Below are 15,188 nucleotides of genomic sequence, written 5' to 3' on the forward strand. Positions count from 1 at the left end.
CCATGGCTGCACCGAGCGACAAGGCCTTCCCGGTTTCCTGGGACCAGTTTCACCGCGACGCCCGGGCGCTCGCCTGGCGCCTCGCCGGCGCCGGCCCGTTCGAGGCCATCGTGTGCATCACCCGCGGCGGCCTGGTGCCGGCCGCGATCGTGGCGCGCGAACTCGGCATCCGGCTCATCGAGACCGTCTGCGTGGCGAGCTACCACGATTACCAGGAGCAGGGCTCCCTTGAGGTGCTCAAGGACGTGGCGCCCAGCATCCGCGCCATCGGCGACGGCAGCGGCCGCGGCGTCCTGGTCCTCGACGACCTGACCGATACCGGCAAGACCGCCCAGGTGGTGCGCGCGATGCTGCCGAACGCGCATTTCGCCACCGTCTACGCCAAGCCGGCCGGGCGCCCGCTGATCGACACCTTCGTCACCGAGGTCAGCCAGGACACCTGGATCTACTTCCCCTGGGATATGGGCCTGTCCTACCAGGCGCCGATCCAGCCTGGAACGTCCGGTTAGGATCAACGATCCGCTAACGCGAGCTTCGGCTTTCGACGGATCAGTTGAGCGGGGTCTTGGGCCTGTTCTCCGGCCCGCCCCGGCGGTCCGCGAATCGATAAAATTGCGCGGATCCATTTCAGCGCCGGCCAGCAGGTGGGCGGCCATTCTCCTTCCTAACGAAGGGGACGGCGCAGATGACCACGGGTTTCGGGCGGCAGGTGAAGCGGGTTCTGGCCGGTGCGGCGATGATCGCGGCGGCCCTGGTCTCGGCCCGGAGCGGCGAGGCGGCAGCCCAGACGCAAGGCCAGATCCAGGCCCAGATCCTGGCCGCCCTGCCGATGCCGAGCGCCGGCGCCCCGGATCTCGGCCAGGCCCGGCCGATCGCCGGCTGGGTCGAGTTCTGCGCCCGCTACGCGTCGGAATGCGCGGTCGACCCGAGCGAGCCGGCCCAGGTCACCCTCACCCCGCGGCTGTGGCAGGCGGTCACCGGCATCAACCGCCAGGTCAACACGTCCCTGCGCGCGGTCACCGACATGGACCACTGGGGCGTGCCGGACCGGTGGGACCTCGCCGAGGACGGCTCGGGCGATTGCGAGGACTTCCAGCTCCTCAAGCGCAAGCTGCTGGCCCAGGCCGGGCTGCCGCGGCGCGCGATGCGGATGACGGTGGTGATCGACGAGAAGGGCGAGGGCCACGCCGTGCTGATGCTGCGCACCGACCGCGGCGATCTGGTCCTCGACAACAAGACCAGCGCCGTGCTGCCCTGGCACAAGACCGGCTACACCTTCATCAAGCGCGAATCGCAGACCGCGACCGCGTGGGTCTCGCTCGGCGGCGCCACCGCCCCGACCGTCACCGCCAACCGCTGAATCAGTCGAGAAATCTACGTCTCGAATTGGAACCAAAGTGCGGCAGGCACGTTTACCGGGGTTTAAATTTTTCGGTTGAGCCCCGCCCGGCCCCGTGGCAGCTTGGATGCAAGAACCAAGCTCAACGAGTCGATGGGGCAATGCGGGCAGTGATGGACGGCCTCGGCCGGGCGATCCCTATCGATCGTCAGGGCCTCCTGATGCGCGGCGCCCGGGCGGCGCAGCTCGGACTCCTCGGGACGCTGCTGCTGATCGGCGGCGCGACGACGCAGGGGCAGACGCAGACCCTGGCGGCCCTGCCGGATGCCAGCGTGGCGATCGAGCGCGGCGGCGCGGCGAAGCCCGTGAGTGCCTGGAACGATTTCTGCAACCGCTACCCGGCGGAATGCGCGGTCGACACCAAGGAGCCGGCCACGCTGACGATGACGCCGGCCCTCTGGCGCACGCTCACCGCGGTGAACCGCCGCGTCAACGGCCGCATCCGCCCGATGATCGACCAGGACCATTGGGGCGTGGTCGACCGCTGGGACTTCCCGGATGACGGCCAGGGCGATTGCGAGGATTACCAGCTCCTCAAGCGCCGCATGCTGGTCGAGCGCGGCCTCGCCCGCCGGGCCCTGCGGATGACCGTGGTGATCGACGAGATCGGCGAGGGCCACGCGGTCCTGATGGTCCGCACCGACCGCGGCGACTACATCCTCGACAACAAGACCAACGCGATCCTGCCCTGGCAGCGCACCGGCTACACCTACGTGAAGCGCGAAGGCCAGGACGGTCTGGCCTGGGTGGCGCTCAACGGCGTCGCGTCGCCGGTGACGACGGCGAATCGCTGATCCGTCCGGCCTTTCGGACGACGGGTCAGATCCGGCGCAGGACGCCCTCGGCCATGCGTCCCCATTCCGCCTGGAGCTTGCGCACGTGGGCGGGCGCGCGATGCAGCCGATCCAGGATCTCCTGCGCGGTGCGGCGGCCCTCCTCGGCACATCCGGTTTCGGCGAGCAGGGCCGCGAGGCGGGCGCGCGCCTCGTAGCTGTCGTGGTGTTGCGAGATCACCTCGAAGGCGTCGAGCGCCTCGGCGGTGCGGCCGGTCGCGGCCAGCGATCGGGCGTAGACCATCTGCCGACGGGGACTGTCGTAGCCGGGCTCCCGCACTGCGAGCGAATCGAGGCCGGTGAGCGCGTCCGCGGGGCGGCCGAGCTCCAGCTCGGCCTCGGCCTTCGCGAGATGGAAGACCGGCTCGTCGCCGTTCGGCCGCCGGACGATCTCGTCGTATTGCTCCCACGCCTCTTGCCACTTGCCCAGGGCCGCGCATTCCTCGGCGAAGCGGGCGCGGTTGGCGACGGTGTCGGCATCCGTCAAGGCGTCACGCAGGAGCCGGTAGGTCTTCTCGGGGTTCACGCTCTGCGCGATGGCGCGTTTCGCCTTCTGTCCGCGCGGCGAGCCGAGGAGTTCCGGCAGAACCTCGACGAGGATGTAGGCGATGCCGCCGAGCGGCGGCAGGAAGAGGATGATCCAGCCCCAGGGCGAGAACCGCCCGGTCTTCGCGGCATGAATGACGAGACCGAGATTCAAGCATATGACGAGAAAGGCGATCGGCATGACACGCATCCCGGGATCGAGGGCTGCGTGCGAGTAGCGGCATCGCTTCCGCTGGGTCAAGGCGGTGCGGGCGACGACCGGCCTTGAGCGGCGGCGTGTGTTCAAGACCCGTCTGACCGGTCGCGTCGATCGATCCGGTAATCGATTCGTCGCACGGGCCGGCATATCTCTCACAATCCCGAGGCTCGGTGCCACCGGGCGCTCGGGATCCGCTGTCGCGGCTCCGGGATGTCGCGATTGGCGAGGGCTCGCGTCGGGCCCTCCACCGTGTCCCTTACCCCCGCTGCGGCCGCAGCACCCCGTCGGTCGTCTTCGGGTCGGGCGCGGCCGGCCGAACGGTGCCGGTCGAATCGGTATCTCCCGGGCGGACGCGCTCGGGCGGCGTCTCGTGCGGGGACGGCATGTTGGGGGCCTGCTCACGGCTGCGCTGCGGGCTGTCGACCAGCGGCTTGTCGGTCACTTGTGCCAGGACGGGCGTCGCGGCCAGGACGGCGAGCAGGATCAGGCGGCTGGTGCCCCGGGTCATCGGGCTCTCCTCCGAAAGATTGTCTGCAGTCTTGGGGAGAAATCGATCGGGGGCAGATCCGGTTCCAAACCCGATCAGCGCAGGGCGAGCATCCCGATCACCGCGTCGCCGACCATCCGCTTGTGGCGCGCACGCAAGGCAGGCGCGTCGAGGTCGACGGAGAAGATCGCCCCGAAGGTGTGGCGGTTCGAGACCCGGAAGAAGCATAGCGCGCTGATCATCAGGTGCACGTCGAGGGGATCGACGTCGGCGCGAAAGACGCCCTCGGCTTGCCCGCGGGCGATGATGTCGGTGATGGTCTGGATCACCCCGAGATTGAGGCCGCGGATCGTCTCGGAGCCCGACAGGTGCTCGGCGCGGTGGATGTTCTCGATCGCCACGAGGCGGATGAAATCCGGATGGGCCTCGTCGTACTCGAAGGTGAACTCGACGAGACGGCGGATCGCCTCGGCCGGCCGCAAGTTGCCGAGATCGAGATCGGCCTCGACCTGGCGGATATCGGCATAGGCCTTCTCCAGCACCGCGAGGTACAGACCCTCCTTGCTGCCGAAATAGTAGTAGATCATCCGCTTCGACGTGCGGGTGCGCTCCGCGATGGCGTCGACCCGGGCGCCGCTGAGCCCGAAGGCGGAGAATTCCTCGGTCGCCACCGCCAGGATGTCGGCCCGGGTCCGCTCGGGATCCTTGGTGCGGGAAGAGGCGCGGGGCGTGACGGCGTCCATGGTCCTACGGCTCGACGGGCCGGGGAGGGCGGCCGGGATGGTGCTCGCTCTACCATCCCGGCCGCGCCGGTGCATCCGCCCAGGCGGGTTCGTCGCCCGGACTCAGGCGATCTCGTCGCCCAGCACGTCGCGGGCCCACCGGAAGGCGCCGTTCGCCGCCGGCACGCCGGCATAGATCGCGGTCTGGATCAGCAGCGCCTGCAGCTCCGGGATGGTGACGCCGTTGCGCAGGGCCGGGCGAATATGGAGCTTGAACTCCTCCTCGCGGCCGAGCGCGACCATCATGGCCAACGTCACGAACGAGCGGGTCTTCCACGGGATGCGCGGATCGCCCCAGACCTCGCCCCAGGCGGTGCGGGTGATGAAGTCCTGCCACGGCCCGGCGAAGGTGCCGGCGGCGGCCAGCGAGCGCTCGACATGGGCCTCGCCGAGCACGCTCTTGCGATTGGCGAGCCCGGCCTCGAACGCCACCGCGCCGGTGGCGGAGTCCGCCGCCTCGCGATGCCGGTCGAGGAAGCCGAGGAGATGGGCGGCGGTGGCCGCCGGCTGCTCGACGGCGAGCAGATGCGCGGCCTTCGGCAGCAGCACCAGCTCGGCCTGGCGGATGCCGGCGCAGATCTCCTCGGCCATGGCCGGCGGCGTCGCCGGGTCGTCGCGACCGGCGATCACGAGCGTCGGCGCCGTGATGCGGTCGAGCACCGGGCGCAGGTCCATGCGGCCGATGGCGTTGCAGCAGACCGCGTAGCCGGCCGGATCGGTGCCGGTGAATTGCCGGCGCACCGGCGCCACCGCGTCCGGGTTCGACGCGGGGAAGTCGGGCGTGAACCAGCGGGTCATCGTCGCCTCGACGATCGCCGCCGTCCCCTTCTCGCGCACCAGCTCGGCGCGCTCGTTCCACGATGCCTCGCTCGGCATGAAGGCGGCGGTGGCCATCAGGGTCAGGCTGATGACCCGGTCGGGGTGGCGGCTCGCCGCCGCCTGGCCGGTCATGCCGCCGAGCGACAGGCCGACCACGTGGGCGCGGCGGATCTCAAGGGCGTCGAGCAGGCCGACGAGATCCTCGGCGAGATCCTCGACCTCGATGCGCGCGTCGCGGACCTGCGAGGCGCCGTGGCCGCGGGTGTCGTAGCGCAGCACCCGGTAGCGGCCGCGAAGATACGGCACGAGCGGGTCCCACATCGCCAGCGAGGTGCCGAGCGAGTTGGAGAACACCACCACCGGCGCGCCGCTCGGGCCGGAAAGCTCGTAGTTCAGACGGGTACCGTTGGCCTCGATCTGGGGCATGGGGTCCTCGGTCAGCGGGCAAGGAGAGGGGGAAGGGGTCAGGCGGCGTGAAGGAAGGCGGCGAGGCGCGAGACTTCCGCCAAGGCCCGGTCGGCGGTGCGGGCCCCGGCCCGGATGGCGGGCCCGAGATCGAAGGCGGCGTCGAGATCGGCGCCCGCCGTCTCGGGCCGGGCACGTAGGACGTCCTGGAGCGAGCCCCGCCCGTCGCGGACGGCGCCGGCCGCTTCCTCCACCAGGGCGTGGGCCGCTTTGGCGCCGAGGACGGGGCCGAGCCGGCTCGCCGCGGCATCGGCGAAGAGGAGCCCTTGCGTCACGTCGAGGTTGCGGCGCATCCGCTCGGGGTCGGGCACCAGCCCCTGCGCGAGGCCGCGCGCCTCGCGAAGCGCCCCGGAGGCGAGGCCGAACAGGGTCGGCAGGGCGTGCCACTCGGCGTGCCAGGCGCCGGCCGGGCGCTCGTGGGCCGCCGCCATGCTGTCGAGGAGCGTCAGGCTGGCGCCCTTGGCGGCGCCGAAGGCGGAAAGGATCACCGTCGAGGAGACGGGGTTGCGCTTGTGCGGCATCGCCGAGGAGCCGCCGCGGCCCGGCACGTACGGCTCGGCCACCTCGGCCACCTCGGTGGTGGCGAGATGCGCGACGTCGGTGGCGAATTTCGCGAGCGCCCCCATCAGCAGGGCGAGCCACGACCCGGTCTCGGCGATGCGGGCGCGGCGCGCGTGCCAGGGCGCGAGGTCGGGATGGAGACCCAGCGCGGCGGCAAAGCCGTCGCCCACCGCTTCCGCCGCCTCGCCGAGGCCGGCGAGCGTGCCGACGGGGCCGCCGAGGGAGGCGGTCAGCACGCGGTCGCGCAGGGAGGGCAGCAGGGCCGCCACCTCGGCGATGCCGAGCGCCCAGATCGCCGCCTTGAAGCCGAAGGTGACGGGGGCCGCGTGCTGGCCGTAGGTGCGCCCGACGCACGGGGTCTCGCGGTGCCGGCGGGCGAGCTCCGACAATCCGTCGAGGATCGCCCGGAGATCCCCCGCCACGAGGTCGAAGGCGTCGCGGACCTGGAGCACCAGGGCGGTGTCGGCGATGTCCTGGGTGGTGGTCGCCTTGTGGAAGGCGGGCTCCAGCTCGGGCGGCAGCGCCCCCTGCACCGCCTTCACGAACGGGATCACCGGCACGCCCGACACCGCGGTGCGCCGGCCGAGCGCCGCGGGGTCGAGGCTCCGGGCGCAGATGGCTTCGATGGCGGGGCTGAGGGAGGCCGGCACCAGGCCGGCCCCGGCTTGCGCCCGCGCCAGGGCCGCCTCGGCCCGCAGCATCGCCGCCACCCGGGCCTCGTCGGCGAAGACGGCGCGCATCGCGTCCGTGGCGAAGAGGGGCCCGAGCAGGGCGGAGTCGAGGGCCGAGAGCGTCATCGGGTCAGGCCACGGGCTTCAGGTGCAGGACGGCGCGCGCCTCGGCCGGGGTCGCGACCTTGCGGTTGTGGCGGGTCACCATCTCGGCGGCCAGGGACACCAGCTCGGCATTGCTCGCCGCCAGGCGGTCCTTGGTCACCCGGATGTTGTCCTCGAGGCCGGTGCGCACCGCATCCGCCCCGCGGGCCAGCGCCCAGCCCATGACGCGGGCCTGCTCGCGGCCGATGCCGGCGGCGGTCCAGGTCGCGCCCGGGATCACGCGCCTCGTCTCGGCGAGCAGGATGTCGAGCAGGTGCTCGTCGGCCGGCATCGCGTTCTTCACGCCCATCACGAACTGCACGTGCGGATGGGCATCCATCAGCCCCTCCTCGATCAGGCGCTTGGCGCCGTGGATGTGCGAGAGGTCGAAGATCTCGATCTCGGGCCGGATGCCGTTCTTGTGCATCGAGCCGGCGAGGTCGTTCACCAGGGTGGCGTGGTTCTCGTAGACGATGCTCGGGAAGTTGACCGAGCCGGTCGAGAGCGAGGCCATGTCGGGCCTGTGCACCAGCGAGAGTCCGCGCGCGCTCGGATCGCGGCCGCGGCCGCCGGTCGAGAACTGCACGATCATGCCGGGACAGTGCTTGCGCACGCCCTCCTGGACGGCCGCGAACTTGTCGGGGTCGGAGGAGGGCGATTCGTCGTCGTTGCGGACGTGGATGTGGACGAGGGTGGCGCCCGCCTCGAAGGCCTGGTGCGTGGACTCGATCTGCTCGGCGACCGCGGTGGGCACCGCCGGATTGTCCTTCTTGCGCGGCACCGAACCGGTGATCGCGACCGCGATGACGACGGGGTTCATGGCGTTCTCCTTGCCGTGTGTCTCGTCCCTGCGAGCGCGAGACGGGTCCGATTGATTTTTATGCCTTTTCCACCCGCGACCTCAGGATGACGTCGCGGGTGGGACGAGCGGTGCCGTGAAAGACGCGCGAGATCAGTCTCACACGTCGAAGAAGACGGTCTCGTTCGGCCCCTGCAGATAGATGTCGAACACGTAGACCACCGTCCCGTCGCGTTCCTCGCGCCTCGCCAGCAGGCTGTCGCGCAACGGCCCGCGCTCGACGAGGTTCAGCACCGGGTCGTCGGCGTTCGCCTCGGCCTCGTCGGCGAAGTAGAGCCGGGTCTGCAGGCCGATATTGATGCCGCGGGCGGCGATCCAGAGGTTGATGTGCGGCGCCATCGGGCGGTGGCCTTTCCGGCCCTCGACCGGGCCGGGCTTCACCGTCTCGAAGAACCACAGGCCCGTGTCGAAGTCGGAGCCGGTGCGGCCCCAGCCGCGGAACGTCCCGTCGAGGGGCTTGCCCTCCTGGCGGTCGGCCGGGTGGTTGTAGCGGCCGGCGGCGTTGGCTTGCCAGATCTCGATGAAGGCGTCGCGCACCAGCGAGCCGGCGCCGTCGAAGACCCGTCCCTCGATCCGGATGCGCTCGCCCTTGGTCTCGGGCCCGGCGAGCACGTTCGTGAAGTTGGTCTCGAAGATGTCGAAGCCGGCCTGGTGCGGGATCAGCCCGATATGGACGTAGGGACCCGCGGTCTGGGACGGGGTCTCCTGCAGGCGGGTGGGAAGCGGCTGGACCATCGTCTCAGTTCCCCTGGAGCTTGTTCTCGAACAAAGTCTGCTGGCGGCCGCGCAGCACGATGTCGAACTTGTAGGCGAGCATGTCGAGCGGCACCGCGGCGCCGAGGTCGAGGGGGGCGATCAGCCGCTCGGCGGCCGAGCGGTCGGGGATGCCGAGCACCATCGGATCGCGCCAGATCAGCGGGTCGCCCTCGAAATACATCTGGGTGATGAGGCGCTGGGCGAAGCCTGTGCCGAACACCGAGAAGTGGATATGCGCCGGGCGCCAGGAATTGAGGAAGTTGCGCCAGGGATACGGCCCGGGCTTGATCGTGCGGAAATAGTAGAAGCCGTTCTCGTCGGTGATCGTCCGGCCGCAGCCGCCGAAATTCGGATCGATCGGCGCGAGGTAGCGGTCGTTGCGGTGGCGGTAGCGCCCGCCCGCATTGGCCTGCCAGAACTCGACCAGGGTGTGGGGGATGCCGCGCCCGTTCTCGTCGCGGACATGGCCGTGGACGAAGATCCGCTCGCCGATCGGCTCGCCCTCGCGGGCATAGTTGAGGATCAGGTCGTTATCGAGCGGGCCCAGCTCCGAGTGGCCGAAGGTCGGGCCGGTCACCTCCGACAGGGAGGATTGCAGCGACAGCATCGCCCGCCGCGGCGAGCGCAGCACGCTGGTCTTGTAGTCCGGCGTGAAGGCCGGCGGGTGGATCGAGCGGTCCCGTTGCAGGAACTCGCTGTCGGCCTGGGTCATCGTCTCCTCCTGTGCGCTCCTTCGGAGCGACTGCGGGTCGTGCGGGGTTGAAACCCCGGTGTGCTGGTCGTTCGACGCGCGCCTCGGAATTTTATCATCCCCGCGGGGCCGGGACTACGTCAGGACATCTCGTCAGGAGAGGGCCGCGGCCTTGCCGCCGAGGGTCCCGAGATAGTCCGAGAAGGCGCCGACCGTGGACAGGTCCGCGGCGGCCGCCAGCAGGTCGGGGGCGATGGCGTCGGCTTGCGCCTCCGTGAGCCGCAGGCTCGGGCCGGCGATGCTGAGGTTGCCGACCGCGCGGCCGGTCTGCGGATGCACGATGTTGGCCGCCATCGCGGCGGCGCCCGGCGTGTTGGTGTCCTGCACCCAGGCGTAGCCGCGGGCGCGGGCCTCGTTCACCAGGACCATCAAGGCCGCGACGGTGCGCGGCGCGTTGGGGCCGCACGCCTCCGGCGTGCCGAGCCCCTGGCGCATCACCAGGCTCAAGGCCTCCTCGTCCGAGAGGCTGGCGAGCCAGGCGATCCCGGTGGACGTCGTGGAGAGCCGCGCTTCCGTGCCCATGTCGCCGTCGAAGCGCAGGCCGCTGCGCGCGCCTTGCGCCTTCGCCACCCAGACGAGGCGCGGGTAATCGACGACGGCGAGGCGTGCCAGCTCGCCGCTCAGATCCGCCAGCCGGTCGAGCACCGACTGGGCGACGTCGACGACGCCGGTGCGCGAGAGATGCTTGAGGCCGAGCGTCGCGAACTTGGTGGTGAGCAGGTAGCGGCCGGTCTCGTCGTTCTGCACGACGTAGGCGAGCTCGGCCAGCTCGGCCAGCAGCCGGTGGGCGCCGCTCTTCGGAATATCCAGCGTCTCGGCGATGGTCTGGAGCGGGAGTCCGCGCGGATGGTTCGCGAGGAGTTCCACCAGGTCCAGGGCGCGCCGCAGCAGGGAGCCGGCCATCTCTCGTGCTCGAAATCTCGTGCTCGGATCGGCGCTCCAAATCTGGAACGCGGTTCTGGATTTGAACTCAGTTCCGTTCTAAGTCAAGACACGGGCGACGGGTGCGAGGGAGGCCGGCATGCGCGGGACGGGGCAGGGGGAGACCCTGGTCGGCATCGCCCTGATGGTGAGCGCGGTGGCGGGCTTCGCGAGCATCGACGCCTCGGCGAAGTTCCTCACCGGCACCATGAGCCCGATGCTGATCGTGGCGCTCCGCTACCTCGTCAGCTTCGTCATCGTGGCGGTTGTCCTCGCCTCGCGGCGCGACGTGATCGGGCTCCTGCGCACCAGGAAGCCGGGCCTGCAGGTGCTGCGCTCGCTCTGCCTCGTGACGGCGACGATGTGCTCGTTCGTGGCCCTGCGCTACCTGCCCCTGGCGCAGGTGACCTCGATCACATTCGCCTCGCCCCTGGTGGTGGCGCTGATCGCCGGGCCGCTCCTCGGCGAGCGGGTCGGGTGGCGCCGGACGGTCGCGGTGCTGGTCGGTTTCTCGGGGGTTCTGGTGGTGAGCCGGCCCGGCATGTCGGGCATGCATCCGGCGGCCCTGCTCGCCGTGGTGACCGCCCTCGTCAACGGCGTCTACATCGTGGTGACGCGGATGCTCGCCGCCCACGATCCGCCCGAGACGACGATGTTCTATACCGGCCTCGTGGGCTCGGTGCTGACCGCGCCGGCCCTGCCTTTCCTGTGGGAGACGCCGACCGCGCCCTCGACCTGGATCGGCATCGCCTCGGTCGGGTTCTTCGGGGCGCTCGGGCACTGGCTCCTGATCCTCGCCCATCGCCGGGCGCCCGCCTCGACGCTGGCGCCCTTCGCCTATGCCCACTTGCTCTGGGCGGTGCTCCTCGGCTTCCTGATCTTCGGCCACCTGCCCGACCGCTGGACGGTGATCGGCGGCGCCGTCGTGGCGGCCTCGGGGCTGTACCTGCTCTATCACGAGCGCCCGCGGATCACGCCGCCGGGGGAGGAGGGGGCGGTGTGAGGGCGGCCGCGCATGGACCCCTCCCCCCGACGGAACTCGGGCAAGCCCGAGTTCCGCATCCCTGTGGCCGAAGCGGGCGAGCCCGACCCGGGAGGGGGCACGGGTTCAGGGGCGCTTCACTTCACCGGGCCGGTCCCCGTCGATCCCGCCGCCGGAGATCCCGTGCGGATCGCCCACAGCTCCGTCGGCAGGCTGATCGGTGCGCCGGGCTTGTAGTCGGCCGAGTCCTGGATGTGCGAGGTGGTGACGTAGATCGTTCCGTCCGGCCCCTCGCCGAAGGTGTCGGGCCAGCGCAGCTGCGGATCCTGGACCAGGGTGGTCAGCCCGGCACCTTGATTCGCGAGGTCTCGCACCTTGACGGCGTTGTCCTGCGGCGAGGTCACGTACATCCGGCCGTCCTTGCGGGCCACCAGCAGCCCGTCCGCCGGACCGTTCTCGCCGACCGTGACGATCTTGGGCCCCAGCGTCCGGTCGGTGAGCGTCTCGGGCACGACCGACGCGGTGGCCCAGCCGGTGAGCGCGTCGGTCGGCAGGCTGTAGAGCGTCTTCCCCTTGATCGCCTGCCAGTACAGGGTACGGCCGTCCGGCGAGAGCGCGATGCCGTCGGCCGAGAACTCGACGCCGCGCCCGTCGGGCCGGCGCAGGGGCTGGCCGTCGGAGGTCACGGTCACGCTCTTGTCCGGCATGGTCGAGGGATGGCCGGAGAGCACGCGCCTGGCCGCGCCGCTGTCGATGTCGACGACGATCAAGGCGCCCTCGGCGCCGGAATCGGTGAGATAGGCGGTCTTGCCGTCGGGAGAGATCCGTACGTCGTTGATGTAGGAGGCCTGCAGCACCGTCGCGGCGTCGAATGGGATCGTCTTGACCACCTGGTTGGTCTTGAGGTCGATCCCGACGAGCTTCGGCCCGTCCTTGACGACTGCGGCCATCGCGGGCGCGGCGGCATCCACCACCCAGAGCCGGTCCTGGGCATCGGCCACCACGCTCTGGACGCAGACGAAGTGGGTCTTCGGGTCGATCTCGTCCTTCTTCGCGTTGCGCCAGGAATTCCACCCGGCATCCGGGTAGGGCACCGGCTTGCCGTCCTTCAGCTCGGCCACCGAGACCGGCGCGTCCTCGCTCCAGCGCGGGAAGTTGACGAAGATCCGGCCGTCGCGCGCCACCGTGACGCCGGTGACCTGATGGGCGAAGCTCGCGACCTTGTCGAGGCGGGCGGGCGTCTGGACGGGGCTGCCCTGCGCCAGGGCGGGGACCGGCGCGAGGCCGGCCGTCAGGACCAGGGCGAGCCCGAGGCGGGCGCCGAATTGCTGCGTCATCGAAAGAACTCTCCGTCCGGGCTTTGGCCCGGACGGTGAACGCAGCGGCACCCGGCCAAGGTCCGGGGGTGCAAGGGCGAGAGGTGTATGTCAGCCGACCGTCGCCCGCCCGGGCCCGTAGCCGGAGGGCGGACGCGAGCCGAGATTCGCCCGCAGGGTCCGGCCCTCGTACTCGGTGCGGAACAGGCCGCGGCGGCGCAATTCCGGCAGGACCAGCTCGACGAAGTCGTCGAGCCCGCCCGGCAGGGTCGGGGGCATGATGTTGAACCCGTCGGCGCCGCCGGCCCGGAACCGCGCCTCCATCTCGTCGGCGATCTGGGCCGGCGTGCCGACGATCTGCGAGTGGCCGCGGGCGCCGGCGATCCGCAGGTAGAGCTGGCGCAGGCTCAGGCCCTCGCGCCGGGCGAGGTCGAACATCAGCTGCTGGCGCGACTTCAGCCCCGCGGTGGCGGGCAGCTCCGGCACCGGGCCGTCGGGCGAAAAGCCCGAGAGGTCGTGGCCGACCATCCGGCTGAGCAGCGCCAGCCCGACCACCGGATCGATCAGCGCCTGCAATTCCTCGAACTTGCCGCGTGCCTCGGCCTCGGAGCGGCCGACGACCGGGAACAGCCCGGGCATCACCTTGAGGTCGTCCGGCGAGCGGCCGAACCGGGCCATGCGGCCTTTCAGGTCGCGGGAGAACTCCACCGCCTCGTCGAGGGTCTGGTTGGCCGTGAACACGATCTCGGCGGTGCGCGCCGCCAGGTCCTTGCCCGGCCCGGACGACCCGGCCTGGACCAGCACCGGCTGGCCCTGCGGCGTGCGCGGGATGTTGAGGGGCCCTCGCACCTCGAAATGCTTGCCCTTGTGGTCGAGGGGCCGGAAGCCGTCGGGCTTCGAGAACTGGCCCGACGCCGTGTCGATGAGGACGGCGTCGTCGTCCCAGGTGTTCCACAGGCCCAGCACCACGTCGACGAATTCCTCCGCCCGCTCGTAGCGGTCGGCGTGGCGGGCGATCCTGTCGTGGCCGAAATTCGCGGCCTCCAGGTCGGTCGCCGAGGTGACGAGGTTCCAGCCGGCCCGGCCGCCGCTCAGGAGGTCGAGGGAGGCGAAGCGGCGGGCGACGTTGAAGGGCTCGTTGAAGCTCGTCGAGGTGGTGGCGACGAGGCCGATCCGGCTCGTGACGGCGGCGAGCGCCGACAGCAGGGTCACGGGCTCGAAATGGCCAGAGCGGGCGGTGCGCTCGCTCGAGCGCAGGTCGGCATCGCGGATGCCGGTGCCGTCCTCCAGGAAGATCAGGTCGAACTTCGCGGCCTCGGCCCGCTTCGCCCAGCCGACATAACGGTCGAGATTGATCCCGCCATCGGCCTCGCTCGACGGGTGGCGCCAGCCGGCGACGTGGTGGCCGGTGGCGTAGAAGAAGGCGCCGAGGCGCATCGTAGCATTGGTCATGGCGGGCTCATGGTAGGGACCGGTGCCGTGAGATCTAGCGCCCCGCGTGCGCTCGGCCCGTCATCCGCGGAGGACGGCGTCGAGCGCCCGGCTCAGATCCCCGAGCAGGTCCGCCTCCGCCTCGAGCCCGACCGAGAGCCGCACCAGACCGTCGCCGACGCCGGCGCGCTCGCGCGCTTCCGCGTCCATGGCGGCATGGGTCATGGTGACCGGATGGGCGATCAGGCTCTCGACCCCGCCGAGGGATTCGGCCAGGCTGAACACGCTGAGCGCCCCGACGAGGCGGCGCACCGCCTCGCGCCCACCGGCGAGCTCGGCGCTCAGCATCGCGCCGAAGCCGCTCTGCTGCGCCCTGGCGACGTCGTGGCCCGGATGGTCGGGCAGGCCCGGATAGTAGACCCGGGCGATCGCCGGATGCGCGGCGAGGAAAGCCGCCACCGCGGCGGCGTTGCGCTCCTGGCGCTCGATGCGGGCAAACAGCGTGCGCACGCCGCGCAACGTCAGGTAGGCGTCGAAGGGCGAGCCGGTGACCCCGACGGTGTTGGCCCAGGCCGCGAGCTCGTCGCCGAGGCCGGCCTCCGCGGCGATCACCGCGCCGCCGATCACGTCGGAATGGCCGTTGAGGAACTTGGTGGTCGAGTGGACGACGAGGTCGGCCCCGAGCGCCAGGGGCCGCTGCAGCGCCGGCGACAGGAAGGTGTTGTCGACGACGAGCAGGGCGCCCGCCGCCTTCGCCAGGGCGGCCGTGCGGCGGATGTCGGTGATCCGCATCAAGGGGTTGCTCGGCGTCTCGGTGAGTACGATCCGGGCGCCCTCGGCCAGGGCCGCGGTCAGCGCGGCCTCGTCGGTCTGGTCGACGAAGGCGACGCGGTAATGGCCCCGCGCCGCGCGCATCGAGAGCAGCCTGTGGGTCCCGCCGTAACAATCGTGCGGCGCCACCAGGAGGTCGCCCGGCCGCAGGGGCGACAGGGCGAGGTCGAGGGCCGCCATGCCGCTCGACACCACGACGGCCCGCGCCCCGCCCTCCAGCTTCGCCAGCGTGTCGGCGAGCTGGTCGCGGGTCGGGTTGCCGAGGCGGGCGTAATCGTAGGCCCGGGCCTTCTCGAACTCGGCGAAGGTGTAGGTCGTCGAGAGGTAGAGCGGCGGGGTCACCGCCCCGAAGGCCGTGTCCGTCCCGATCCCGTTTGCCGCCGCGATCGTCTCCGCCCGCCTGTGCTCGTCCGCCACCGTCGCTCTCCCGTGCCG

At 71.1% G+C, this 15,188-nt stretch carries 16 protein-coding genes; 4 read left to right on the plus strand and 12 right to left on the minus strand.

The features are described 5' to 3' along the window. Nucleotides 1–2: 2 nt before the first annotated feature. The 3 genes from gpt (at nucleotide 3) to G4G93_RS03155 (ending at nucleotide 2,193) form a co-directional block, all read left to right on the plus strand. Nucleotides 3–509: a xanthine phosphoribosyltransferase gene (gene gpt / locus G4G93_RS03145; RefSeq protein ID WP_165081048.1), complete on the plus strand. Its 507-nt coding sequence runs from the start codon at nucleotides 3–5 to the stop codon at nucleotides 507–509. 176 nt (nucleotides 510–685) lie between these two features. Further along, nucleotides 686–1,360, plus strand: coding sequence for a transglutaminase-like cysteine peptidase (locus G4G93_RS03150; RefSeq protein ID WP_165081050.1), 675 nt, complete (start codon nucleotides 686–688; stop codon nucleotides 1,358–1,360). Nucleotides 1,361–1,500: 140 nt separating this feature from the next. Then, the gene (locus G4G93_RS03155; RefSeq protein WP_165081052.1) at nucleotides 1,501–2,193 is read left to right on the plus strand and encodes a transglutaminase-like cysteine peptidase; all 693 of its coding nucleotides are present in this window, start codon (nucleotides 1,501–1,503) and stop codon (nucleotides 2,191–2,193) included. Between the two features lie 25 nt (nucleotides 2,194–2,218). Here G4G93_RS03155 and G4G93_RS03160 read toward each other — a convergent pair whose 3' ends face one another. From G4G93_RS03160 to G4G93_RS03200, 9 genes are all read right to left on the minus strand, one after another. Then, nucleotides 2,219–2,959, minus strand: a complete 741-nt coding sequence (locus tag G4G93_RS03160; RefSeq protein ID WP_165081054.1) for a BTAD domain-containing putative transcriptional regulator — start codon at nucleotides 2,957–2,959, stop codon at nucleotides 2,219–2,221. A 274-nt stretch (nucleotides 2,960–3,233) separates the two neighbouring features. Further along, nucleotides 3,234–3,485 carry a hypothetical protein gene (locus G4G93_RS03165; protein WP_165081056.1) on the minus strand — a complete coding sequence of 84 codons (252 nt, stop codon included), beginning with the start codon at nucleotides 3,483–3,485 and terminating at the stop codon, nucleotides 3,234–3,236. Between the two features lie 74 nt (nucleotides 3,486–3,559). Continuing rightward, the gene (locus G4G93_RS03170; RefSeq protein WP_206289437.1) at nucleotides 3,560–4,207 is read right to left on the minus strand and encodes a TetR family transcriptional regulator; all 648 of its coding nucleotides are present in this window, start codon (nucleotides 4,205–4,207) and stop codon (nucleotides 3,560–3,562) included. A 102-nt stretch (nucleotides 4,208–4,309) separates the two neighbouring features. Beyond that, nucleotides 4,310–5,491, minus strand: coding sequence for a 3-oxoadipate enol-lactonase (pcaD, locus tag G4G93_RS03175; RefSeq protein ID WP_165081060.1), 1,182 nt, complete (start codon nucleotides 5,489–5,491; stop codon nucleotides 4,310–4,312). 38 nt (nucleotides 5,492–5,529) lie between these two features. Then, nucleotides 5,530–6,888, minus strand: a complete 1,359-nt coding sequence (locus G4G93_RS03180; RefSeq protein ID WP_165081062.1) for an adenylosuccinate lyase family protein — start codon at nucleotides 6,886–6,888, stop codon at nucleotides 5,530–5,532. Nucleotides 6,889–6,892: 4 nt separating this feature from the next. Beyond that, nucleotides 6,893–7,726 carry a 3-keto-5-aminohexanoate cleavage protein gene (locus G4G93_RS03185; RefSeq protein ID WP_165081064.1) on the minus strand — a complete coding sequence of 278 codons (834 nt, stop codon included), beginning with the start codon at nucleotides 7,724–7,726 and terminating at the stop codon, nucleotides 6,893–6,895. 138 nt (nucleotides 7,727–7,864) lie between these two features. Further along, a complete protein-coding gene (gene pcaG, locus G4G93_RS03190) occupies nucleotides 7,865–8,500 on the minus strand; it encodes a protocatechuate 3,4-dioxygenase subunit alpha (protein WP_165081068.1) in 636 nt (211 codons plus the stop codon). A gap of 4 nt (nucleotides 8,501–8,504) precedes the next feature. Then, nucleotides 8,505–9,233, minus strand: a complete 729-nt coding sequence (gene pcaH / locus G4G93_RS03195) for a protocatechuate 3,4-dioxygenase subunit beta (RefSeq protein WP_165081070.1) — start codon at nucleotides 9,231–9,233, stop codon at nucleotides 8,505–8,507. Between the two features lie 132 nt (nucleotides 9,234–9,365). Beyond that, complete coding sequence (locus G4G93_RS03200; protein ID WP_165081072.1) at nucleotides 9,366–10,175, minus strand: IclR family transcriptional regulator; 810 nt, start codon at nucleotides 10,173–10,175, stop codon at nucleotides 9,366–9,368. Nucleotides 10,176–10,293: 118 nt separating this feature from the next. Here G4G93_RS03200 and G4G93_RS03205 point away from each other — a divergent pair, with 118 nt between their 5' ends. Continuing rightward, nucleotides 10,294–11,196 carry a DMT family transporter gene (locus G4G93_RS03205; protein ID WP_165081074.1) on the plus strand — a complete coding sequence of 301 codons (903 nt, stop codon included), beginning with the start codon at nucleotides 10,294–10,296 and terminating at the stop codon, nucleotides 11,194–11,196. Nucleotides 11,197–11,312: 116 nt separating this feature from the next. Here G4G93_RS03205 and G4G93_RS03210 read toward each other — a convergent pair whose 3' ends face one another. The 3 genes from G4G93_RS03210 to metB form a co-directional block, all read right to left on the minus strand. After that, nucleotides 11,313–12,512, minus strand: a complete 1,200-nt coding sequence (locus tag G4G93_RS03210) for an L-dopachrome tautomerase-related protein (RefSeq protein WP_165081076.1) — start codon at nucleotides 12,510–12,512, stop codon at nucleotides 11,313–11,315. 90 nt (nucleotides 12,513–12,602) lie between these two features. Then, on the minus strand, nucleotides 12,603–13,943 hold the full coding sequence (locus G4G93_RS03215) for an LLM class flavin-dependent oxidoreductase (protein WP_165081078.1): 1,341 nt from the start codon (nucleotides 13,941–13,943) through the stop codon (nucleotides 12,603–12,605). Nucleotides 13,944–14,003: 60 nt separating this feature from the next. Then, on the minus strand, nucleotides 14,004–15,170 hold the full coding sequence (gene metB, locus G4G93_RS03220) for a cystathionine gamma-synthase (protein ID WP_165081080.1): 1,167 nt from the start codon (nucleotides 15,168–15,170) through the stop codon (nucleotides 14,004–14,006). Nucleotides 15,171–15,188: the final 18 nt, after the last annotated feature.

The organism is Methylobacterium sp. DB0501, from assembly GCF_011043735.1.
GTDB classification, from domain to species: Bacteria; Pseudomonadota; Alphaproteobacteria; order Rhizobiales; family Beijerinckiaceae; genus Methylobacterium; species Methylobacterium alsaeris.